General features: G+C 58.9%; 21 protein-coding genes. 7 read left to right on the top strand and 14 right to left on the bottom strand.

The window, feature by feature from the left end:
• Nucleotides 1-21: 21 nt before the first annotated feature.
• Nucleotides 22-552, top strand: coding sequence for a nitroreductase family protein (locus ACI94_RS09795; RefSeq protein ID WP_066954832.1), 531 nt, complete (start codon nt 22-24; stop codon nt 550-552).
• A 43-nt stretch (nt 553-595) separates the two neighbouring features.
• On the opposite strand, the gene ACI94_RS09790 is transcribed toward ACI94_RS09795, so the two are convergent.
• Nucleotides 596-1,084, bottom strand: a complete 489-nt coding sequence (locus ACI94_RS09790) for a DUF2115 domain-containing protein (RefSeq protein ID WP_224732750.1) — start codon at nt 1,082-1,084, stop codon at nt 596-598.
• A gap of 209 nt (nt 1,085-1,293) precedes the next feature.
• Here ACI94_RS09790 and ACI94_RS09785 point away from each other — a divergent pair, with 209 nt between their 5' ends.
• Both ACI94_RS09785 and ACI94_RS09780 read left to right on the top strand, forming a co-directional pair.
• Complete coding sequence (locus ACI94_RS09785; protein ID WP_066954837.1) at nt 1,294-2,487, top strand: ammonium transporter; 1,194 nt, start codon at nt 1,294-1,296, stop codon at nt 2,485-2,487.
• A 13-nt stretch (nt 2,488-2,500) separates the two neighbouring features.
• Nucleotides 2,501-2,839 (top strand): P-II family nitrogen regulator, encoded by a 339-nt coding sequence (locus ACI94_RS09780; RefSeq protein ID WP_066954839.1) that lies wholly within the window; start codon nt 2,501-2,503, stop codon nt 2,837-2,839.
• A gap of 359 nt (nt 2,840-3,198) precedes the next feature.
• Here the strand turns inward: ACI94_RS09780 and ACI94_RS09775 are convergent, their stop codons facing one another.
• Nucleotides 3,199-4,161 carry a TIGR03557 family F420-dependent LLM class oxidoreductase gene (locus tag ACI94_RS09775; RefSeq protein WP_066954842.1) on the bottom strand — a complete coding sequence of 321 codons (963 nt, stop codon included), beginning with the start codon at nt 4,159-4,161 and terminating at the stop codon, nt 3,199-3,201.
• Between the two features lie 157 nt (nt 4,162-4,318).
• Here ACI94_RS09775 and hxlA point away from each other — a divergent pair, with 157 nt between their 5' ends.
• From hxlA to ACI94_RS09755, 4 genes are all read left to right on the top strand, one after another.
• Nucleotides 4,319-5,608 carry a 3-hexulose-6-phosphate synthase gene (gene hxlA, locus ACI94_RS09770; protein WP_066954845.1) on the top strand — a complete coding sequence of 430 codons (1,290 nt, stop codon included), beginning with the start codon at nt 4,319-4,321 and terminating at the stop codon, nt 5,606-5,608.
• Nucleotides 5,609-5,697: 89 nt separating this feature from the next.
• On the top strand, nt 5,698-6,393 hold the full coding sequence (locus tag ACI94_RS09765) for a DUF1538 domain-containing protein (RefSeq protein WP_273259029.1): 696 nt from the start codon (nt 5,698-5,700) through the stop codon (nt 6,391-6,393).
• Nucleotides 6,390-7,115 carry a DUF1538 domain-containing protein gene (locus ACI94_RS09760; RefSeq protein ID WP_286681376.1) on the top strand — a complete coding sequence of 242 codons (726 nt, stop codon included), beginning with the start codon at nt 6,390-6,392 and terminating at the stop codon, nt 7,113-7,115. The genes ACI94_RS09765 and ACI94_RS09760 overlap by 4 nt, the downstream gene beginning before the upstream one ends.
• 1 nt (nt 7,116) lies before the next feature.
• Complete coding sequence (locus ACI94_RS09755) at nt 7,117-7,449, top strand: P-II family nitrogen regulator (protein ID WP_066954854.1); 333 nt, start codon at nt 7,117-7,119, stop codon at nt 7,447-7,449.
• Nucleotides 7,450-7,479: 30 nt separating this feature from the next.
• On the opposite strand, the gene ACI94_RS09750 is transcribed toward ACI94_RS09755, so the two are convergent.
• From ACI94_RS09750 to ACI94_RS09695, 12 genes are all read right to left on the bottom strand, one after another.
• Complete coding sequence (locus ACI94_RS09750) at nt 7,480-7,911, bottom strand: ACT domain-containing protein (protein WP_066954855.1); 432 nt, start codon at nt 7,909-7,911, stop codon at nt 7,480-7,482.
• Nucleotides 7,911-9,212, bottom strand: a complete 1,302-nt coding sequence (locus ACI94_RS09745; RefSeq protein WP_066954858.1) for a phenylacetate--CoA ligase family protein — start codon at nt 9,210-9,212, stop codon at nt 7,911-7,913. Before ACI94_RS09745 ends, ACI94_RS09750 begins: the two co-directional genes overlap by 1 nt.
• Nucleotides 9,212-10,501, bottom strand: a complete 1,290-nt coding sequence (locus tag ACI94_RS09740) for a phenylacetate--CoA ligase family protein (RefSeq protein ID WP_066954861.1) — start codon at nt 10,499-10,501, stop codon at nt 9,212-9,214. Before ACI94_RS09740 ends, ACI94_RS09745 begins: the two co-directional genes overlap by 1 nt.
• 174 nt (nt 10,502-10,675) lie before the next feature.
• Complete coding sequence (gene wtpA, locus ACI94_RS09735; RefSeq protein WP_066954864.1) at nt 10,676-11,710, bottom strand: tungstate ABC transporter substrate-binding protein WtpA; 1,035 nt, start codon at nt 11,708-11,710, stop codon at nt 10,676-10,678.
• Nucleotides 11,707-12,270 (bottom strand): molybdopterin-dependent oxidoreductase, encoded by a 564-nt coding sequence (locus ACI94_RS09730; RefSeq protein ID WP_066954867.1) that lies wholly within the window; start codon nt 12,268-12,270, stop codon nt 11,707-11,709. The genes wtpA and ACI94_RS09730 overlap by 4 nt, the downstream gene beginning before the upstream one ends.
• Nucleotides 12,267-13,100 carry an argininosuccinate synthase gene (locus ACI94_RS09725; protein ID WP_066955437.1) on the bottom strand — a complete coding sequence of 278 codons (834 nt, stop codon included), beginning with the start codon at nt 13,098-13,100 and terminating at the stop codon, nt 12,267-12,269. Before ACI94_RS09725 ends, ACI94_RS09730 begins: the two co-directional genes overlap by 4 nt.
• A 5-nt stretch (nt 13,101-13,105) precedes the next feature.
• Nucleotides 13,106-14,302, bottom strand: a complete 1,197-nt coding sequence (locus ACI94_RS09720) for a metallophosphoesterase family protein (RefSeq protein ID WP_083524724.1) — start codon at nt 14,300-14,302, stop codon at nt 13,106-13,108.
• Complete coding sequence (locus ACI94_RS09715) at nt 14,299-16,827, bottom strand: PEGA domain-containing protein (RefSeq protein ID WP_066954873.1); 2,529 nt, start codon at nt 16,825-16,827, stop codon at nt 14,299-14,301. Before ACI94_RS09715 ends, ACI94_RS09720 begins: the two co-directional genes overlap by 4 nt.
• A 33-nt stretch (nt 16,828-16,860) precedes the next feature.
• Complete coding sequence (locus ACI94_RS09710; RefSeq protein WP_150468692.1) at nt 16,861-17,973, bottom strand: hypothetical protein; 1,113 nt, start codon at nt 17,971-17,973, stop codon at nt 16,861-16,863.
• Between the two features lie 12 nt (nt 17,974-17,985).
• Nucleotides 17,986-18,771, bottom strand: coding sequence for a hypothetical protein (locus ACI94_RS09705; protein WP_286681375.1), 786 nt, complete (start codon nt 18,769-18,771; stop codon nt 17,986-17,988).
• Entirely contained in the window at nt 18,768-20,441 is a 1,674-nt protein-coding gene (locus ACI94_RS09700) for a hypothetical protein (RefSeq protein ID WP_286681374.1), read from the bottom strand. The genes ACI94_RS09705 and ACI94_RS09700 overlap by 4 nt, the downstream gene beginning before the upstream one ends.
• A complete protein-coding gene (locus tag ACI94_RS09695; RefSeq protein ID WP_286681373.1) occupies nt 20,422-20,712 on the bottom strand; it encodes a hypothetical protein in 291 nt (96 codons plus the stop codon). The genes ACI94_RS09700 and ACI94_RS09695 overlap by 20 nt, the downstream gene beginning before the upstream one ends.
• Between the last annotated feature and the right edge of the window lie 23 nt (nt 20,713-20,735).

Genomic DNA, 20,735 nt, shown 5'->3' with positions numbered 1-20,735 from the left:
TGGAGGGCCCACCATCGTTTCATGAGTCCGATTGGTGGAACGGTTAATCTTGCTGTCACCGTGATACGGAGTCGGCACAGCGTGCGGAAGTACAAGGACACCCCTATCGAGGAGAAGATCCTCAAAGATGCGCTCGACTGTGCACGCCTTGCACCGACCGCAAGGAACGAGCAGCCCTGGCTCTTTGGGGCCATCCGGAATCGCGAGACCCTTCAGGCGATCGCGAATCTCGCCGAGAACGCAAGATTCATCGCCGATGCGCCTGTCTGCTTTGCCATCTTCGGGAAGAAGGATGCAAAATACTACCTTGAAGACTGCTGTGCGGCGACGATGCAGCTCATCCTCGCGCTCCAGTCATGGGGGGTTGGGTCCTGCTGGGTTGCGGGGGAGAAGAAAGAGTATGCTGAAGACGTCAGAACCCTTCTCAATGTCCCGGACGAATATACGCTTGTCTCTCTCGTGCCTGCAGGGTACCCCGAGGAAGTCCAGATCAAGCAGAAGAAGATCCTTGATGAGGTCACGTTCTTCGAGCGCTACGAGGAGGAAGAGTGACCGCGTATAAATCGCGGGATATTCAAAATCTCTTTTTATACCCTTAAAGATCACTCTGCTTCGCCGGACAGTACGGACAGAGGGCATTCCCGACATCGTTGGCCCTCTCTCGAACGGGACAGAGGTACTCCCCGTTCTTTACCTCTACCTTGAGTCCGCCGGGAAATGGGGTGCCCACCGGATGGGCGGGGCGGTCGAGGACGAAGAGGTTGAAGGCGGCAAGGAGGAAGTAGAGGAGTTCGAAGTGCTGCTCCTCCGTATTGCTGGCAAGGCACGTCTTCTCGACCATGTTGCAGAAGTCCTGAAACTCACTGGAGATTGGTCCGTCTGGTATGCCTCGCTTGCCCTGGCGGACTGTTGAGATGAGCCTGTGGTGCGTCGCAAAGATCTGCTCCATGATCCATGGGTAGAGGCGCTGCCGGTATCCTGCAGGGACGCCCTTAAGATCCCGCTCCACCCGTTTGCGCATCTCCTGGAGATCCAGAAGCGAGTACTGCGAGACTGCCTGGTAGAGGACTTCTGCGAGTTCCATCCGCGTCTTTGCCGACCGCAAGCTGGAACAGATTTGGCGGACGCCCGAGGGACCCTGGATTGTGCTCATCGTCAGTGTATGATCTTTGATCGCCGGGGGTATCAGTTCTCCCCTGGGGTGTCGCGTAACAGAAATATTTATAATACATGGAAGGAAACTTCCTTCTGATATGTGGCGAGAACACGTTATGGTGAGCTGGGGGTCGGGGTATGATTGACTCCGGCGATACGGCGTTTATTCTGATCTGTACGGCACTGGTCATGCTGATGACGCCAGGAGTGGGACTCTTCTATGGCGGGCTCGTGCGCCGGAAGAATTTCATCTCCATGCTCGCACTGGCATTCATCGCACTTGCCCTCGTCAGCATCCAGTGGGTCATCTGCGGCTACAGCCTCGCCTTCGGCACCGACGTTCATGGGGTGATCGGAGGCCTTGAGTACGTCTTCCTGCAGGGTGTCGGGATGGATGGCGATGGGATCCCGGACCTGCTCTTTATGGCCTTCCAGATGGTCTTTGCGGGCCTCACGCTTGCAATCGTGACATCCGGGGTTGCGGAGCGGATAAAGATGAGTTCGTTCGTCGTCTTCGGCCTGCTCTGGACGACGCTGGTCTACGACCCGCTCGCCCACTGGGCTTGGGGCGGTGGATGGGCTGCCGAGCTCGGTGCGCTCGACTTTGCTGGCGGCACGGTCGTTCATATCAGTTCGGGCTTTGCGGCGCTTGCGCTCGCCCTCGTCATCGGGAAGCGTCTCGGGTTCGGTTCGCATGGCATGGAGCCGAACAACATCCCGATGGTCCTCCTCGGCGGGGCCCTCCTCTGGTTTGGATGGTTCGGGTTCAACGCCGGAAGCGCTCTTGCTGCGGACGGCCTTGCGGCGAACGCGTTTGTCGTAACAAACATCGCTGCCTCTGCCGGAGCGCTCGCCTGGCTCTGCGCCGCCTGGGTCCGCGGGAGACCTGGATCGGTTGGGATGATCAGCGGCGCAATTGCGGGCCTCGTCGCCATCACCCCGGCGGCCGGATTCGTCAGCCCCATGGCTGCCATTCCGATCGGTGCCCTCGCCGGCCTTGTCTGTTACGGAGCCCTGCTCCTCCGGATCAGATTGGGTCTTGACGAGAGCCTGGATGCCTGGGCGATCCACGGCATGGGGGGCATCTTTGGCGCTCTCGCGACCGGGATATTTGCTGTCGCCGCGGTTGGGGGCGTGGATGGCCTGTTCTACGGAAACCCAGGTCAGTTCCTCATCCAGTTCGTGGATGTTGCTGTGGTCGTAGCTTACTCATTCGGCGTGACCTATATCATTGCAAGGGCTGTGGATGCGGTGATGGGCCTGCGCGTTAGCGAGGAAGAGGAGTACGTCGGGCTGGACATCGCCCAGCACGGCGAGTCTGTCCGTGTATGATGGAGTGGTGCAGATGAAGATGGTAACTGCGGTTATCAGGCCCGAGATGTTTGATGCCGTGAAAACGGCACTCGAAACGAGCGGGATCTATGGAATGACCGTGAGCGAGGTGATGGGGCGAGGAGCCCAGAAGGGCATCGCCCTCCGGTTCCGGGGAAAGACGGTGCCGGTCGAACTCATCCCGAAGGTGAAGATCGAGATGGTGGTCCGGGATGCCGACGTCGATACGGTCCTCGGGATCGTCCGGGCAAACGGCCGGACCGGAAAGCCCGGAGATGGTCGGGTCTTTGTCTCATCGGTCGAGAGGATCTGCAAGGTGCGGACGGATGAGGAGGAGCCGGCCGACCAGTAGTCCTTCTTTTTGAGGCCGTCCGGGAACGCCTTTGCGCAGGGACAGCCTACATCTAGCAGCGTTCACGCGTTGACATGCTCTCTTTTGCAGTTTTGGCCGGTTGCTGTTTTCCCGGTCGGTGCTCAAACTCCATTCCTGGAGGAGCGTCGATCACCGATACATGGGATCGTATAATCGTATCTCATGGCACGGTATCCACGAGAGTATCGCCACGGTCCACTACTTCGGATTTTTATCGGTTGAAGGTGCTGGTTGTCACGATGGGGCAGTTTTCTGTACTGGTTCCCTCGCTCCTCACCTTCGCTATAGCGCTCCGGTGCGTGGAAGAATGGTTGGGCGTGGGGTGAAATGAGTTGTTTCTACTCCTGGAAATGCGGCAGAACCTCGTTTCTGTAGAACTCCATGAACTCCCGCTGCTGGTGCCCGATCTGGTGGATGCAGACGTGGTCGAACCCCATCCGGATCTTCTCCTCGATCTTTTTGATGTGCGCCTCCGCATCGGGACCGCAGACCACATGCTTTGCGACATCCTCCGGTGTCGCCATCTTTGCCAGCTGCTCGTAATGGGCCGGTGTGGGGAGGAGCCTGTTGAGTTCTCCGGTGTTTGCAGGGATCGGCCACTGCTCGTAGGCTGTTGTCTGCCCTTCCTCCTCGGTCTCCGCCCAGCAGACCGAGACCTCGATATACGCCGGTTTGTCTGCGCCCCCGGAATCCCGAAAGACAATGAGGGTTTCTTCGGCATTTGTCCCTGGGTTGATGAACCCGTCCCCTACCCGGGCGGCCATGGATGCGCTGATCGGGCCTTCGGATGCGATGTAGATCGGGGGGAGTTGTTCGGGAAGGGTGAAGATTTGCGCATTCTCCAGGGTGTAGAAGGTGCCGTAGTAACTCTGCATGCCCCCTTTCCAGAGCGTCCTGATCACTTCTACCGCCTCCTCGAGCATCTCAATCCGGACCCGCGCCGGAGGCCAGTAACTGTTGAAGATGTGTTCGTTGAGGTTCTCGCCCGATCCAAGCCCGAGAATGAACCGTCCCGGCATCATGGTCCCGGCAGTAGCTGCAGCCTGCGCAATGATGCCGGGGTGTATTCGCATCGTCGGGCAGGTGACTCCCGTTATCAGCTGCAGGTCTGCCGTCACCTGGGAGATGCCGCCGAGGACTCCCCAGACGAACGGACTCTCACCCTGCCGGTTTGTCCAGGGGTGGTAGTGATCTGATATCATGGCAAATGTAAACCCGGACTCTTCCGCCATTCGGGCGTTGCAGACGAGATCCTGGGGACCATGCTCCTCGCATGCCAGTTTATAACCGATTTCAACCATCCGTCATCACATCCGCACCATCGATACAGCCATTCCGGTTCTCAACTCTTTGAGACATGAGGTGTCATTGGCGCCGGCTACCTCAAGCATCCCGATGCATATATGTTTCCCCCGGGCCGGCACCAGATAAATACAATCTTTATCATACAGGTATTGTATGGCAACGCCAACTCTCCAGGTGGCGCTCGATCTCCTCGAGCTCGATCGTGCGGTAGAGATCGCAGAAGAAGCGGTTCGTGGCGGTGCGGATTGGATTGAAGCAGGCACACCCCTGATCAAGAGCGAGGGCATGCAGGCCGTGCGAGTGCTCCGGGAACGCTTCCCCGAGCATGAAATTGTGGCTGATATGAAGATCGCCGATACCGGGGCAGTTGAAGTGGAGATGGCGGCGAAGTCCGGTGCCGATATCATCTGCATCCTCGCCGACGCCGATGACACCGTGATCGCCGAAGCGGTCCGTTCGGCCCGCAAGTATGGCGTCCGGATCATGGCGGACCTCATCAATGTCGACGACCCGGTCACCCGGTCCCACGAACTGGCTAAACTCGGTGTCGATTACATCAACGCTCATGTTGGCATCGATCAGCAGATGATCGGCAGGTCGTCACTCGCCCTTCTCCGCCGCCTTGCCGGGGAGGTGAGCATCCCGATCGCCGTCGCCGGGGGGCTCGATGCAGAGACCGCATCCGAAGCGGTCGCTGCCGGGGCATCGATCGTGATCGTAGGCGGGAATATTACCAAGGCCGCCGACGTCACCGGGGCGGCGCAACGCATCCGAAACGCGATCGATCGGCCCGAGATCCGGCCGCGTGAAGAAGAGAGTCAGGAAGCCGTCATCCGTCGCCTCTTAGAGGGGGTTTCCGCACCGAACGTCACCGACGCCATGCACCGGAAAGGAGCCATGGCGGATCTCATCTCGATCTGCGGGAGGGTAAAAGCGGTCGGTCAGGCGGTGACGGTTCGGACTCTTGCTGGAGACTGGGCAAAACCCGTTGAGGCGATAGATGTTGCCGGGCCCGGTGATGTCCTCGTTATCAGCAACGAAGGACGGACGGATGTTGCGCCCTGGGGAGAACTGGCTACTCACTCGGCCCGGAACCGGGGTATCGCGGGCATCGTGATCGACGGGGCGGTCCGGGACGTCGATGATATCCGCGAGATGAAGTTCCCGGTCTTTGCCAAGGCGACCGTCCCGAACGCCGGCGAGCCCAAAGGTCTTGGAGAGATCAACACCGAGATCGTCTGCTGCGGCCAGGTAGTGCGGCCGGGCGACTGGATCGTCGCCGACGAGAGCGGTGTCGTGGTCGTTCCCCGGGAGCGGGCCTACGAGGTCGCTCGCCGGGCGATGGAGGTGAAGAAGACCGAAGAACGGATCCGCGAGGAGATCCGGCGTGGTCGGACGCTCTCGGAGGTGGCGGAACTCCTGAAGTGGGAGAAACGGCGCTGACCGACGACGATCCCTCTGTCTTTATCTGAACGCAAGACATAGTTATCGATCACTCGAAACCCTGGCGGTTTTCCGGGAGGAGCGGCGGCATGTTGCAGGGCATCAGGGAGGCGATCGTTGAGGTTGTCCAGGCGGTTCTTCCCATCATCCTGATCATCGTCGTCCTTGAGATTGTGGTGCTCCGTGCGACGCCGCCAGATCTCCTTCTGTTTCTGCTAGGGAGCGTCATGGTCGTCCTCGGGATCGCCCTCTTTCTCTCCGGTGTGAAGGCGGGCCTTCTTCCCATAGGTGAGGCGATCGGCTCCGAGTTTTCTGTCCGGGGTTCACTCGCGCTGATCATCGCTGGAACGTTCCTGTTTGGGTTTCTCACGACCGTCGCCGAGCCGAACATCCGTGTCCTTGGGGAGATGCTTGATACCGTCACGGGGGGTGGCATACCGTCCGGACCCCTGACCCTTGTGATCGCAGTCAGTGTTGGCTTCATAGTCACTGCAGGTGTCCTCAGAATCATCTTCGGAGTTCCTCTTGCTTACCTTTATGCCGTCAGTTATGCTGCCGTCATCGTCCTTGCACCATTTACATCTCCAGACTTCCTGGCTGTTGCGGTTGATGCAGGCGGCATAACGACCGGACTTTTGACGATCCCGATCATCCTGGCGCTCGGGACCGGCATCACTTCGGTTCTCGCCGGCCGTTCGGCTCTCACGGACGGTTTTGGGCTGGTCGGGCTTGCTTCCCTTGGTCCGATCCTCGGCGTCATGCTGATGGGGATGGTTTATTCATGATTCTGGAACTCTTCGAGGGGATGGATCAGGTCTTTCTTGAGGTTGCTCAGGCACTCCTTCCGCTGCTCATCTTCTTTGGGGTATTTCAGGTGGTCCTCCTGAAACTACCACGGGTTTATGTCATGAACCTCGGGCGGGGGATCCTGGTTGCATTTCTTGGAATGGTCCTCTTCCTTCAGGGTGTCAATGTCGCATTCCTTCCGGCAGGCCGCGAGATTGGGGAGGCCATCACTGCGTTCGGCCACCTGTGGCTTCTGATCCCGCTCGGGTTCCTTCTGGGGTTTGTTGCTACCTACGCAGAGCCTGCTGTCCGGGTCCTCGGCTACCAGGTTGCAGAGTCATCGAGCGGCTATATCAAAGAGTCCCTGATCGTCTATACCCTCTCGTTCGCGGTTGCGATCTCCGTCTCACTCGGTATGGCCCGTCTCGTCTACGGCATCCCGCTACTCTACATTCTCATTCCCGGCTATTCCCTCGTCATTATCCTTCTCTTTCTCACAGATCCGGAGTTTGCCGGGATTGCATTTGACTCCGGGGGTGTCGCCACCGGCCCGATGGCCGTCACCTTCCTCCTCTCCCTTGCTGTTGGGGTTGCTGCAGGGATCGAGGGACGCAACCCCGTCATCGACGGTTTCGGGCTGATCGCGCTGATAGCGCTTGCACCCATTCTCTCCGTGCTGGCGCTTGGTATCCTCTACCGGGGAACGCGAGGTGAAGAGTAATATGTCCGATAACGAACTGATTATCACGATTGTAAAACGGGGCTGGTCCGAGCCGGTGCTTGCGGCGGCCCGTGGCGCCGGGGCTGAGGGAGCGACCATTCTCCTCGGCCGTGGGACCGGTATTCATGAGGTTAGGTCACTTCTTGGGATTCCCATCGAGCCTGAGAAGGAGATCGTTCTGACGGTTGTCGCCGCCGACCGAACGGATGCGGTACTCGATGCGATCGTGGCCGCTGCCGAGCTGGACCGGCCTGGAATGGGCCTTGCATTTGTCATCCCTATCCGGCGGGTTGCGGGAAGGGTCCATATGTTCCTCAAAGGTGAAGATGGGTGACGAAGGGGTTTAGGTGGCCTGAACCCGGGATTATGGTGAAAGGGATGCTTTGAGGAGTTCTCCACCGTGGTCGAGGATCTGGCGAACGGCATCCTCAATCTGGTCCACCCGCAGGATCAGGACCGCTCCATCTTTTCCTGAGTATGCATAGGCATACTCGATGTTTATCCCTGCATCCCCGAGGATTGACGCGATATCTGAGAGACCACCCGGCTCGTCACGCATCTTCACACCGATGACATCGGTGAACGTGACCCGGAACCCGAGATCGGTCAGCCTCCTGTAGGCGTCATCCGGCCGATCAACGAGTGCGCGGACGACCCCGAATCCATTCGCTTCAGCGATGCTGAATGCGAAGATGTTTATTTCCGCATCCCGCAGCGCACTGGCGATCGCCGCGAGGCGCCCCGGGCGGTTCTCAGAAAAGATTGAGATCTGTTTGACAATATACGACTCTTCCATTACAAAGACCTCCTGTCAATGACCTTCTTAGACTTGCCTTCAAACCGCGGAAGGGTTCCCGGTTCGACCAGTTCCACATCCACACTCACGTTCAGGGAGCTCCGCAAGCGGTGCTCCACGTTCCGCTTGATCACCATAAGATCGGTGATCTTATCAGAGAATGCCTCCTCGCTCACCTCAACCCGCACGAGCATGGTATCGAGCGCACCCTTCCGGTCGACGACGATCTGGAAGTGTTTGCCGACGTCGGGAATCTCAAGCAGCGTATGCTCCACCTGCGATGGGAAGACGTTGATGCCGCGGACGATCAGCATATCATCCACCCGTCCCCGTATCCGGCCGATGCGGGGATGCGTCCGGCCGCAGGGGCAGATCCCGTCCTCAATGGCGGCAAGATCCCCGATCCGATATCGGACCATGGGAAGGGCCTCTTTCTGCAGCATGGTGATGGTCACCTCGCCCTGTTCTCCGGGTTCAAGCACCTCGTTGGTCTTGGGGTCCACAATCTCCACGAACGCTAGGTCGCCCCATATATGGATTCCTTGTTGCTCTGCACACTCGGTGAACAACGGGCCGGAGAGTTCGCTTGTCCCGTAGATATCGTAGGCGCGGATCCCGAGCCAGTCCTCTATCCGGACTCGCATCTGCTCCGACCAGGGTTCAGCGCCGAGGAAACCAAGGCGAAGGTCGGTGTCGTTCTTGATCGAGACCCCCATCTTCTCTGCCACCTCCCCGATGTGAAGGAGATACGATGGAGTGCAGGCGATGGCGGTGACGTGGAGGTCCTGCATCAGCTCAATCTGCCGTTCGGTGTTCCCGACGCTTGTGGGGAGGACGGTTGCACCAACGCGCTCAGCGCCGTAGTGGGCGCCGAGCCCGCCGGTAAAGAGGCCGTAGCCGTAACTCACCTGGATCACATCACCCCGCCCAAGACCGCAGGAGGAGAATGCGCGCGCCAGAGACTCACTCCAGTTCTCGATGTCGCGTGCCGTATAGCCGACGACTGTGGGTTTGCCTGTCGTTCCGGAGGAGACGTGGTAGCGGACGAGTTCGTTTCGGTCGGCGGAGAAGATTCCGTCCGGATAGTTATCCCGCAGATCCTGTTTGTACATGAACGGGAGTTTCGTGATATCCTCAAGCGTCCTGATATCGTCGGGGTGGACCTGCTGCTCCTTCATCCGGCGTCGGTAGAACTCGTTGAAACTGTAGAGCCGGTACACGAGGGTTTTTAGGAGTTTGAACTGGAGCCGCCGCAACTCATCGGGCGGCATCGTCTCCATTCGTGGGTTCCAGAGTACCATCAGAGTGCCCCCCGCCGGTCAATGACCCGCTTTGCCTTCCCTTCGAACCGGGGTAGCGATCCTGGCTCAACCAGTTTCACCGCGGTCCGAAGCCCGAGCGCGTTGTGGAGTTCGCTGGCGATCTTTTTCTGTATACGTGCGAGGTCCTGCAGTTCCCCGGAGAAAGATGCTCTGCTCATCTCGACTTCGATCGTCATCTCATCAAGATGTTTGACACGGTCGATATATACCATGTACTGTTCCCCAACCTCGGGAAGGGCTCGCAGAACGTGCTCGATCTGAGAGGGGAAGACATTGATTCCCCGGATGACCAGCATATCGTCGCTGCGTCCGGTGAGCCGGGCGATCTTCTGCCCGCGCCCGCAGGAGCACTCCTCGTCCATCAGCTGGGTCACGTCGCCGGTCCGGTAACGGACGAGCGGCATGGCCTCCTTGACGAGCGGGGTGATGACAAGTTCACCCCGTTCACCGGGTGCGAGCCTCTCACCAGTCTTGGGATCGATGATCTCTGCAAGGTAGCAGTCATGCCAGAGATGGAGCCCGTTGTGCTCCGGACACTCGAATGCCACTCCCGGCCCGTACATCTCCGAGAGCCCATAACTGTCATAGGCCTTCACACCGAGCCGCCGCTCGAGTTCTGCGCGCATGCTCTCCGACCAGGGTTCGGCCCCGAATATCCCTACCCTGAGAGTATCCAGTGTCTTTCCCATCGACTCGGCAACCTCGGCGAGGTGGAGGGCGTAACTTGGCGTACAGTGGATCGCGGTCACCCCGAAGTCCTCAATCATCTCGATCTGGCGCCGGGTGTTGCCTGTTGCGCTTGGGACCACCGTCGCCCCGATCTTCTCGGCTCCGTAATGGAACCCGAGTCCCCCGGTGAAGAGACCGTAGTTGACCGCGTTCTGAAAGACATCGTCTTCTCCAAGACCGATCATCGTCATGTTTCGCGCAATCAACTCCGACCAGTTCTCCAGATCCTGTCGGGTGTAACCGACGACGGTCGGTTTTCCGGTGGTGCCGGAGGTGGTGTGAATTCGTATGATCTCCCTCATCGGGACTGCAAAGAGGCCAAACGGGTATCCGGCCTGGAGCTCTTTTTTGTAGGTGAAGGGAAGTTTCTCCACGTCGTCGAGTGTCCTGATATCGTCCGGAGAGACGCCCGCTTCTTTGAATTTTCTCTGGTATAACCCAACCTTTTCTGCCTGATGAAGCGTCCATTTCAGCCGCTTGAGTTGAAGGTCTGCAAGTTCATCAGGCCGGATTGTCTCCATTGCTCTGTTCCAGAACATAGTATCCCATCGATCTTTCGCTGATTTGAGAGATGTGAGAGAAATACCTCTATCTCTCGTTTATTGCCCGGCATCCGGCATCCAGTACTCCCGGCGGCTGTCTGATAACGTATTGTAGCAGCTCCGCCGGGCATACTCTACCTCTACATAGGTGGGCGATGCGGAAAAGGTTTGTCAGTCTGTAGCATGGTACACCGTAGCAGTCTTCGGTTTCGCGCTCACCGGCTCGGGCCATCCGGCCTTTTTTTCACCGAATGCGTCCAGAACGAAGTCCACAAACATCTGCGCTTCATCTGGGTGGGGTGCGTTGCGGGGCACGGTGATGGCGTAGACGATTGGTTGGCCGATGCGTTCCCTCCCGATGGAACGGAACCGCTCAAACCCGAGAGTCACATGCACCCTCTGGTAGTCGTCGGCGTGTTCTGCAGAGCCCAGGTTGATCTCGGGAGGGAGGTTGATCCATTGCAGACCATGCTCTTCGGCTACGCTCCGATACTCGAAGGCATAGTCAATCCCGCCAGCATCAAGAAGCGAGAGAAGGTAGATACTCCCGTCCCGGATGGCGAGTTTCTCATCTGCCGGCCTCATCCGCTCCGGCAGGGTGATCATCGTTACGCCGTCTGTGTGGGTTGGCCTGAGCGGCGGGTCAAAAGATCCACCGATGATTGCCTCAAAGAGGCCCGGCTCACCGTAATGCTCCTCGGCAAGCGCTGTCACCATAAGCGCCCGGTAGCCGCAGGCGTCGAGCATGGGATTTGAGAACCCGACCCGCACATCCGGGCGGGCCAGGACCTGGTACCAGTTACCAGCCGTGATCTCATCCGCACCCGTGCTCCGGTCGGTATAGGCGATCACGATCTCGTTCTTTGCGAAGGGGATGTACCAGTCCGTGTAATTCTCACCCCCCTCTCTCATCGGGATGTACATCATATCCGGGATGAGCGAGGCATCCGCGACCGCGACGACATCGATACTCCGCCCGAGATCCGTTACCTGCCGAATCGCCTGGATACTCCCGTGACCTTCGAGCTGGACATCGATCTCCGGATGCTGACTCTCGAAAGCAGCCTCAATCTCCTCGAGCGGAACAAGAAGGCTTCCGGCCGGGACCACCGTGAGGACGGTACGTCCCGGGTCGGTCCCGGTGCAGCCCGCCGATACTGCAAGCACGACGAGCGCGATCATCACAAGTGTCGCGGGACGGCTCATTTCCTGTGAACCTCGATCCGGTCGACCCACTTCACCCAGGGGCTTCCTTCGGTAATGACGTCGTGTGTCTCGGTGATGACGACGAGGCGGAGCGGTCCACCGTCCTCATAGGCCAGAGGCTTCCCATCTTGCTCGTAAGCCAGGATGACCTGGAGCGGTGGTGACGGAATCTCCCGGAGTTCTTCACTGAAGGTGAAGAACTCCTTGCCCTGTAACTGAGCGGTATCAAAGACCCAGAGGTAACCGTCTTCTGCGGAGACGTAGATCAGGTCGTCTGCACCCACGCCTCCTACCATCTCAACGAGATCGGCGAGGAGCACGCCACGATACCTGTTTGGGCCGTACTTGATCCCGACCGTTGAGACCGAGTAACCATACCCCTCAACAGCAGGCATCTGCCGGAGTTCGGTGAGCGTAAGCACACTCTCTGTCTCTCCGGCAAGTGTCAGGTTCCAGGCCACATCATCGGGGCCGCTCGTTGCACCGATGCATCCCGAGGCAAGGACCACGATACCGATCAGCATCGCGACGACCGGGTAGATCCGGCACACCGGGATCACGCTCCTCTTCGGGCATGGAGCGCTGCCGCCCCTATGGCTGCAATGAGGGTTATCATGAGGGAAATCGGGGTTTTCAGCGGCTCCGTAGTCGCCTCCGTTGCAGGTCCGTCGAGAGAGCCAGCAAGTGCTCCTCGCTCGCCATGGTATCCGCCGGTGTAGATCCGGATCTCATCGATCCATTTCACGGTGAGACCTCCAGTGGAGGGGTAGAGGTCGCCGTAGAAGTGCTGTGTTGACTCTGGGAGTGTTTCATGCATGTCCCAGTTCCCATAGACATGGAGACCTTCCGAGTTGGTCGAGTTGTCGGCGAAGAAGACGAGGCGCATCCCCATATAGTATTCGGGGACGTAACCACGCCCCTGCCGCTCGCCTGCCTCTGTCTCATCACCGTTATACCAGCAGATCCCTATAGGGCCCTGGCGGGGGTCGGGCTCGTAGACGTTCTGGTAGGCAAACTCAACATGGTAGCCGTCGGCCGCCCGGATCATGATCTCATCCCCGGGCTCGGCGCCGCCGACCAGTTCAGCGAGGTCGCGGACATCCGTTCCTTTTACGGCCCCCCTGTCCTTGAAATTCGTCGTCTCTTCGGGGTCCCATTTGTCCCCCTCAAAGACCGGTCCTTGGTGGTAGTAGTGGGTCACCCCATCCCCGAGAACCGGGAGGTTTGCCTCCATCCACCGATAGTCAACTGTCTTCTCCGCAAGGATTGTCTCTCCATCTGCTGCGATCTTTACAATACGTAACTCTGTAGTCGGCGCCGCCGAGACGGCAGATGCCAGTATGCTCACGCAGAGAAGCGCAAGCAGGATTTGTGTCACTTTTGTATGCATAGTTATCATCTCCATAATTCTGAGAATTCGGATAAACCAGGGAGGGATATCAGCACCTCCCACCACTCGTCGGATGCAGGTGCCGAAAGGCGGACGGTGTCGATGACGGTTTCTCTTGGGTACATCGTCACCTCGCCGTTCTCTGCGAACTCCGCAACCGGCACCATCTCCATAATAACCGATTCCGGATTCACGGTGACCCGGATATATCCGAGGGTCTCTTCACGGCTCATCTGGTACCCTTTTGGTTTATCATCGGCGAGCGGGTAGAACGGTGCACCGCCGCACCCAATAACGATGTATTCCGTCCCTTCAATCCGGTAACGCTCGTAAGCATGGGTGTGTGCGTTATATACGGCGTTCACGCCGTTTTCAGAGAGGATGTCGCACCATTCGTCCCGGATCGCCAGGTTTCCTCCGGGTGATTTCCGGTCAGCGGTGAACGGTGGGTGGTGGAACGCTGCGAACTTCCAGGGTGAGGAGGATGCAAGGTCTCTCCTGAGCCATGCGGTCTGCGAGCCCATATCCGTCCATGCCCAGTCGTTGCTGTCAAGGACTGTCACATGGAGGCTGCCGGCATCGAAGGAGTAGTATGTCGGGAGAGAGAAGATGGCGGTGAAGACCTCTGCCGATCCTTCGTGGTTGCCCGCCACCGGGACCAGGGTTGTGTTCCCAAGCATCGGCCCCGCGGCTGCGAAGAACTCATCCCACTCGTCCTCCTCGCAGACGAAATCACCGGTATGAATGACGAAAAGGACATCCTCCTCTGCGGCTATCCTCTCCGCCACCAGACCGTGCCGCTCGGCCTGAGTGAAGAAGGGTTTTTGAGCCCGGGTGTCACCGTATACGATGCAGACGAACGATTGATCCCCGAATGTCCGAAACCTGCAGTCCTCTGTTGTTTCGTTCCCGATGCCGACACGGTAGCGGTAGGTGGTCGCCGGGGTAAGATTGGTGAGAAGCACATGGTGCATGCTCTCCTTCTCTGGAGAGGCTATGCGCTGGTAAGTCCCGCCACCCTCGGCTACGTACTCCACCCACCCCTCATCGGCAGAGGTCGTCTTCCAGCTGACCACCGCTGATTTATCCATGGTGTTTGTGACATACGGCCCCCAGATGATGGCGGCAGATGCCACCGGGAGGATGAGTGCGAGCAGCATGACCGTTACCACTACCAGACGGACACTCCGCCACCGGCTCATGGATTACCCTCCTTCAGGACCACCATGCACCGGGCTGTCTCCCCTGGTGTCACCAATACATCCATGACGGTCTTTGAGGCGTTCTCAGTGACGACCCGGACTTCATAGGTTCCGATGCTCATCCCCGTGAAGGTATGGGGCGTCTTTTCTCCGGTGTATCGGCCGTAGAGGTAGATCCGCCCATCCCGGACCGTGCTCTCGACGTGGAGATTCCCATTGGTGTACTCTCTGAGCGTGCATGTGACAGCCCCTCCGGTCTCGGCTCCCTCCGGGATCGTGATTGTATCTTCAGCGGGAATATACCCTGGTTTTGACACAAGGATGCGGTGCTGGCCGGGGGAGAGGCCTTCCACTCTGCACGGGGTAACCTCCCCTGTGGGGAACCCATCGATGAAGACTGCGGCGCCTCTGGGGCTTGAGTCGATCCTGAGCGGGACGGTGCTGCCGCTCCAGGGTTTTACTATGAACGTCTGACCGCTCTCAAGGGAGTTGGGAATCCTGTACGAGAGGTAGGTGCCATTCTGGGACACGGTGATCCAGGACTTCGGTCCATCGACCACGGCCTCCCCCGGGATGGTGCCTGGAGGGTAGCGTCCGTTCACTGTGAACTTTGCACCGCGATAATCCTCTGAATCTATCTTGACTGTCTTTTTGGTGATGATGGCTACGCCGTCAAGGCGGACAGGCGTGATCGCGTCCGGATAAACCCAGGCCTGAACGGTCTCGAAGTGGAAGTCGGAATCTTTGCCGCTCCGGCCGGGTTCAGTCTCTTCAACCCCGATGCTGTGCAGGCCTTCACGGAGGCCGTAGACGACATGTGGCGTCTGCCAGACCTGTCTTTTGTTGTCTATGACGATCGTCATACCCGGGGGATACGATTCGATGTAGAGCCCACCTGAGTGGTTTTTCGTGTTCAGGACGTCACCTGGTGTCGGTTTAGGAGGTGCAGGGGTGCCTGTCGGCGAGGAGGTTGCGATGTATTCGTCCGGGGTGGGAGTGCTCTCCGGCCCCTGCGTGGTCGGCAGGTCTTCCTCTGCCTCGAAGAACGGGAACACCGTGGCCAGGAGGTTGAGAACTGCGGCGATGAATGCCTCCAGGGGATTCTGTGTGGGGTGTGTGGTTGAGGTTCCATCCCGGCCTGCGGAGGCGTTCGCTCCTGTTTTACCGTCTACAGGGGAGAGGATCATCTCGAGGGTGCTGGATTCCCCTGACTTCACAATGACGGTTCTGGTGACATTTCTGTAACCCGGCATCACGAGCTCGATCGTATGCTCTCCGGCAGGAACCGCATCCAGGGTTGCGTTGGTTCGGGTTCCCGTCTCCTTACCATCAATGAGGATGCTTGCGTTCGTTGGGACCGATGAGATGAATATACTCCCTGTTCCAGGGGTGACTTCGGTCGGGGTGGTGTTTTCAGAGAAGAGAACCAGGTCGATGGTGGTACACTCATCCTTCTCGACGACGACTTTCTGGGTGGCGTTTCGATATCCTGGCAGCACGAGCTCGACCATATGCTCACCGACAGGGACTTCTTCCAGGACCGCGTCAGTAAAGAGTCCTGTAACGTTGCCATCGAGGAGGATGCTCGCGTTGGTCGGGATCGTGGAGACGGCAATGCTTCCCGTCTCCGGGGTGAGGTTGAACGCGGCTTCCACGACCGTGTTTGCAACGACGTTGATCCAAACCTCGTCCGGTTGGATATATCCCTCTTTCTCGACCCTGACAGAATGTGTCCCGACCTCGATACCGGAGAGGGTGCAGGGAGTCGTATAACCGGTCTCTTCGTCGTCGATATAGACGACGGCCCCGGTGGGAGTTGAGTTTACGCGGATACTCCCGGTGGCCTCTTCTTCGCTGTAGATAATGACTTCACTCACAGACTGTACGGAGAGGCCTGTGGTTGTTGGATACTTCCCGTTGTAGAAATACCAGTACTCTGGATCGAAACATTCGCGCATATCCGTGACACCGAATGCATGGATCCCGTAGGGATTGGTCGATGTATCCGCGAAGAAGACAAGACGCATGCCGGTGTAGTAATCGGGGACGTAACCCTCATCGGCCTTATACCAGGTGATGACCATCGGCCCCTGCCGGGACTCCGGCTCGTAGACGTTCCGGTATGGGAACTCTCTTGACATCCCGTCTATCGCCTTGACTCTGACTATCTCACCTTCCTTCATCCCGCCTACGAGATCGCAGATGTCGGCGAGATTGGTTCCCTTCACCGCGCCCATATCCTTCTCTTCGACATTGGTATCCTCTTCAGGATTCCAGGGATCCCCCACAAAGACAGGCCCCTGGTGGTAGTAATGGGTCTCGCCGTCGCCCTGGACCGGGAGGTTCGCCTCAAGCCAGCGGTAATCGACTGTCTTCTCCCCGAGAACAGTAACGCCATCGGCTGCATACCTGACGACGTGAAGTTCGGTAGTGGCTGCAGTTACCGGGGCTACCAGTGCGAGGAGGATGCAGAGCGCAAAGAGGATTGTGTGCGGGGCCGTACCCCGCCGGTGCGTAATTACCATGCGTTGCTCCTTCTTGTCGCGAAAAAAGTGGGGTTACTTTCTCCTCATGAGGAGGGACGCTGCAAGTGCGATGACCAGCACGATGATGACGACCAGCGCCCAGGTCGGGAGTGCCGGGCCGGGTTCCCCGGCAGGTTCCCCGCCTGGAGTTACGGTGCCCTCAGCTCCTGCTGCCACCGTCTCCGGAGCGGTCCACACCAGGGCATAGATGCTGAAGTGTGAGACCTCTGCGGTGATCGTCCGCGTGGCGGGGTTCACCGTGGCGGCAATCTCCTGCCACTCGCCGCTCTCCGGGTTGTACCACATCACTTTCGGCGTGACACCTTCCTCGATCCGCGCCCACTCCTCGGCGGAGAGTGTGTAGGTGAGGAGTACCGGCGGGTCAAAGGTGGCGCCAGCAGGTCCGCACCTGAGCGCGACAGCGATGGTTGTTCCCGGCGGCGCCGGGGGAACTTCCGCGGGGGCGACCTTCGTGCAGGTCACTTCGGTAAGTGGGTTGCCTGCGCTGTCACGGGCGATGGTGCCCTCCTGTATCGTTACGGCGCCGACTTTGTCGTCGGTCCTGACCATCACTGACTCAAGCACCACCCCGGTCGATGACGTTGTGAGGGACGCGCTCTCGGTGAATACTTCCGGAGCGAGAGGAGCGTTCGGGTCGTAGGTTACCTCCGACCCGGGGTTTTTGGAGGAGGACCCTCCGCTGCCGGGACCGCTACCCCCTCCGCCCCCTCCTCCGCCGCCAGTGCTGGAAGTGGGGGTCGGCGTGGGCGTGATGGCGACTGCGCTCAGATCGAGGGCGGTCACCGCTCCGGATCTGAAGGTCGCTGTCTCCTGTGCGGCAACGCCGTTGACGTAGAACGTTATAATCGCCCCCTCCTGATCCGCGGTTCCCGTGACGATCAGACGGTTTCCGAGGCTTTCGTCGGGACTACCGTACTTTCCGGCATCCGTCGTTTGGATCGAGCCGCATTCGGTTCCGCCGATTTTTGCGGTGATCACGGTGCCGGCCGGTGCGGGAGATCCGCCGATCGTCACGTCTCCGTAAAACGCATGAGGCAGGACGGGGGGGGTGCCCCCGGCCGCCGCAGCCGCACCGGCCACGAGGCCGAGGAGGAGAATCAACGCGATGCCGTCTCGTATTTTCACCCTAGATCCCCCTCAGGCACTGATGCCCGCGAGCGTATCTGCTTCGGTCATGTAGATCCAGTAGCCCTGCATGGGCTGCATCATGCGCTCATCGCCGTGCCGGCCGTCGGCACCGCGGATGATCGATACCCCGTATTGCTGGACCTTCGCATCGTAGCCGATCAGGGTCGTCCAGTGGTCCCCGAGGGAGAGCAGGGTGTTTGCCGCTGACTCGGGGACGGTATCCGTGAAACCGATCGCATTCCAGCCTTTGCTGAGGGCCTTTGTCGGCGGGAGACCCGGCTCCCCGGAAGCGAAGATCAGGGGGACGGTGCAGGCCTCATTTGAGTAGACCCAGACGCCATCGAGCGGCCGGAATACGTCGGTCGAGGCTACGTCGTCCCACTTCTGCTCCAGGGCGTCATAGATCAGGATCGAGTTGCCCGCGGTATCGACAGTGTCAAAGAAGATCGCGAACGTGTTACTACCGTCGGCGAGCCGCTTGGGTGTCGAGACGAAGTTCCAGCCCGGTTCAAGCGAGATCACCGCGTCGGCCGTAGGCGGCTCTGCAATAATCGGCACACCCTCCAGGACGATCTCGTCGATGCTTCCGACCTTCTGCTTGTTGGAGGTCAGGGCGGAACCGACGAGTTTCAAGGGCCAGGGCGGTTTATCGCCGTCTTTGGGCAGCGGAGCGCCGTTGAGCTCGTCCGCTACGATGATGTTGTTGTTCCGTTTGACGAACGAACTGTGGAAGGTGGCGGAGAAGTCGTCATCGGTGCCTTTGATGCCATCCGGACCGTAATCGATGACGGTCACGTTGTAGCCTGCGTCTGCGAGGGTCTCATTGAAGCTTCTGTCCCGTAGTCATGGCTGTTCGCGTCGTCGACATAGCCGCAGAGGAGCCAGAGCGGCATTCCGGACCAGACGTCGTCGCCGTCGATCCATGTCGCGCCGTGTCCGGCCATGGCGCAGGCTTTGCCCTGTTCAAAGTAGGATCGGGTGATGGTCACGTTGATGGCGCCCGTCAGGATGAGGTTCCAGTCCTCCCGTGGTGCCTCATGGATCTCGATGGTTGCGACCTTCTGGTTGGAGCATCCGGCCGCTGAGGGGTAGTGGACACCGGCGTGATCGTAGTAGTGCCAGTATGGCTCGGCGAGGCATGCCCGCATGTCGTCGGCGCCAAAGACACCATCAGGGGAGTTGAAGAAGAGGCGCATACCCTCTTTGTATTCCGGCACGTACTTGCCGTTAGCCCACCAGGCGACGATAGGCTCGCCCTGCCGGTCGAGCGGCTCGTAGAGGTTGGTGTAGTTCATCTTTACCTCGTAGCCGTCGGATGCTATGAGGCAGACCTCACCACCCTCTGGAACCCCGCCAACGAGGTCACAGAGGTACCTGATTGCGGTCCCCCTTACAACATTATCGACCTTGCCGGGGTTTTTGTCTTCATCGGGGTTCCAGAGATCGTTCGGGTCGAATGTCGGGCCCTGGAACCGGAGCCGGACGCCGTCGTCACCGCCGATGATTGGGAACCGCTCCATCATCTCCTGGTAGGTGATCGTCGTCTCGTTCACAATGGTCACGCCGTCGGAGGCATACTTCACAACGCGTATCTCGGTTGTCCCACCATTTGGGGGCGGCGGGGTTGACCCTGCCTCTACACCGATCCGGATCGCCACGACGCCTTTTGCGCTGAGGTCACTGTTGACACCCGATCCGACCAGCCGCAGCGGCCATTGAGCATCGCTTGGGTCCAGCACAGCGCCGTTGACCTTGTAGCCAAGGATGAAATTGTTGTTGTCGATCCCGATCGAACTGTTGAAGGTCGTTTCACGTCCATCGATACTGATCAGGGTGATGTCATACCCTGCTGCTGTAAGTGCACTGTTGAACGCAGCGGAGGACATTCCGTAATTCCAGTCGTCGATCGCACCGATGATGTAGCGAAGCGGCATCCCTTCCCAGGTGTTGCTCTTGTGATCGGGGCCGGTTGCCCTATGGGACGACATGCTTGAGATCGTCTCCTCATAGTCGCTCCTGGGCAGGACAACGTTTCGGACACCGATGAGCGCGAGCGTCCAGTCGTCCTCGTCGATCTCGACGGTTGCGTTGATGATGGCGGTTGCAGTATCGGGGTTCGAACCGCTGCCGTAGTAGAAGGTGACTACGTCGCCGTCACTCAATTCCACGACGTTTAAGGCGCTTGTGTTGTCTGCGATTCCGTCATTGAGAACACCATTGACGTAACAGAACCACTCCTCGCTGCCTTTCTGATAACTCTCGATACCGTCGAGAAGGAAGATTCTCATTTCGGCGTATTTTTTGTCGGTCACGTTGTAGACCCAGCCTTCAGACTCCGCAATCGCATGCAAAACGCCGAGCGGGGTTGGGTTCATGACCGCATAACTCTTCCCGGAGTTGTATGCCGTCAGGACAAATGCCCCCCTTGGAAGCGTCACAGTTCCGTCAAAGAGGACTTCGGTCAAAGAGGACTTCGGGTTCAGTTCCCGTTGTCGAAAATAGCGTTGGTGCCGCACTCAGGGACTCCGTCGGTGCGTCAACAGGCTCTTCCGTTGGTGTTCCTGTTGGCTCTTCCACCGGTGGATCAACAGACTCTTCCGTCGGTGTTGCCTGAGGCGTCTCCATCGCCGTCACCTCAGGAGTCACCGTATCATTCACAGTGCTCTCCCCGGGAGCCACGTTCCCGGGTGGGAACGCCTCCCCGGCTGCCGGCAGAACCAGCAGCGAACATATCACCAGTACAAATAAAATGTACTGCA

The sequence above is a fragment of the Methanoculleus sp. DTU007 genome, from assembly GCF_001512385.1.
In the GTDB taxonomy this organism is placed as follows: Archaea; Halobacteriota; Methanomicrobia; order Methanomicrobiales; family Methanoculleaceae; genus Methanoculleus; species Methanoculleus thermophilus.
The sequence above is the reverse complement of the archived record's forward strand: the minus strand, read 5'-3'. Positions and strand labels throughout refer to the sequence as shown.

Coding starts and splice junctions, on each gene's coding strand:
- ACI94_RS09755 (WP_066954854.1), top strand. CDS start 7,117: ATGTCCGATAACGAACTGATTATCACGATTGTAAAACGGGGCTGGTCC.
- ACI94_RS09725 (WP_066955437.1), bottom strand. CDS start 13,100: ATGCATACAAAAGTGACACAAATCCTGCTTGCGCTTCTCTGCGTGAGC.
- ACI94_RS09760 (WP_286681376.1), top strand. CDS start 6,390: ATGATTCTGGAACTCTTCGAGGGGATGGATCAGGTCTTTCTTGAGGTT.
- ACI94_RS09720 (WP_083524724.1), bottom strand. CDS start 14,302: ATGAGCCGGTGGCGGAGTGTCCGTCTGGTAGTGGTAACGGTCATGCTG.
- ACI94_RS09795 (WP_066954832.1), top strand. CDS start 22: ATGAGTCCGATTGGTGGAACGGTTAATCTTGCTGTCACCGTGATACGG.
- ACI94_RS09775 (WP_066954842.1), bottom strand. CDS start 4,161: ATGGTTGAAATCGGTTATAAACTGGCATGCGAGGAGCATGGTCCCCAG.
- ACI94_RS09765 (WP_273259029.1), top strand. CDS start 5,698: ATGTTGCAGGGCATCAGGGAGGCGATCGTTGAGGTTGTCCAGGCGGTT.
- ACI94_RS09745 (WP_066954858.1), bottom strand. CDS start 9,212: ATGGTACTCTGGAACCCACGAATGGAGACGATGCCGCCCGATGAGTTG.
- ACI94_RS09780 (WP_066954839.1), top strand. CDS start 2,501: ATGAAGATGGTAACTGCGGTTATCAGGCCCGAGATGTTTGATGCCGTG.
- ACI94_RS09715 (WP_066954873.1), bottom strand. CDS start 16,827: ATGGTAATTACGCACCGGCGGGGTACGGCCCCGCACACAATCCTCTTT.
- ACI94_RS09790 (WP_224732750.1), bottom strand. CDS start 1,084: ATGGAACTCGCAGAAGTCCTCTACCAGGCAGTCTCGCAGTACTCGCTT.
- wtpA (WP_066954864.1), bottom strand. CDS start 11,710: ATGAGCCGTCCCGCGACACTTGTGATGATCGCGCTCGTCGTGCTTGCA.
- ACI94_RS09785 (WP_066954837.1), top strand. CDS start 1,294: ATGATTGACTCCGGCGATACGGCGTTTATTCTGATCTGTACGGCACTG.
- hxlA (WP_066954845.1), top strand. CDS start 4,319: ATGGCAACGCCAACTCTCCAGGTGGCGCTCGATCTCCTCGAGCTCGAT.
- ACI94_RS09750 (WP_066954855.1), bottom strand. CDS start 7,911: ATGGAAGAGTCGTATATTGTCAAACAGATCTCAATCTTTTCTGAGAAC.
- ACI94_RS09740 (WP_066954861.1), bottom strand. CDS start 10,501: ATGTTCTGGAACAGAGCAATGGAGACAATCCGGCCTGATGAACTTGCA.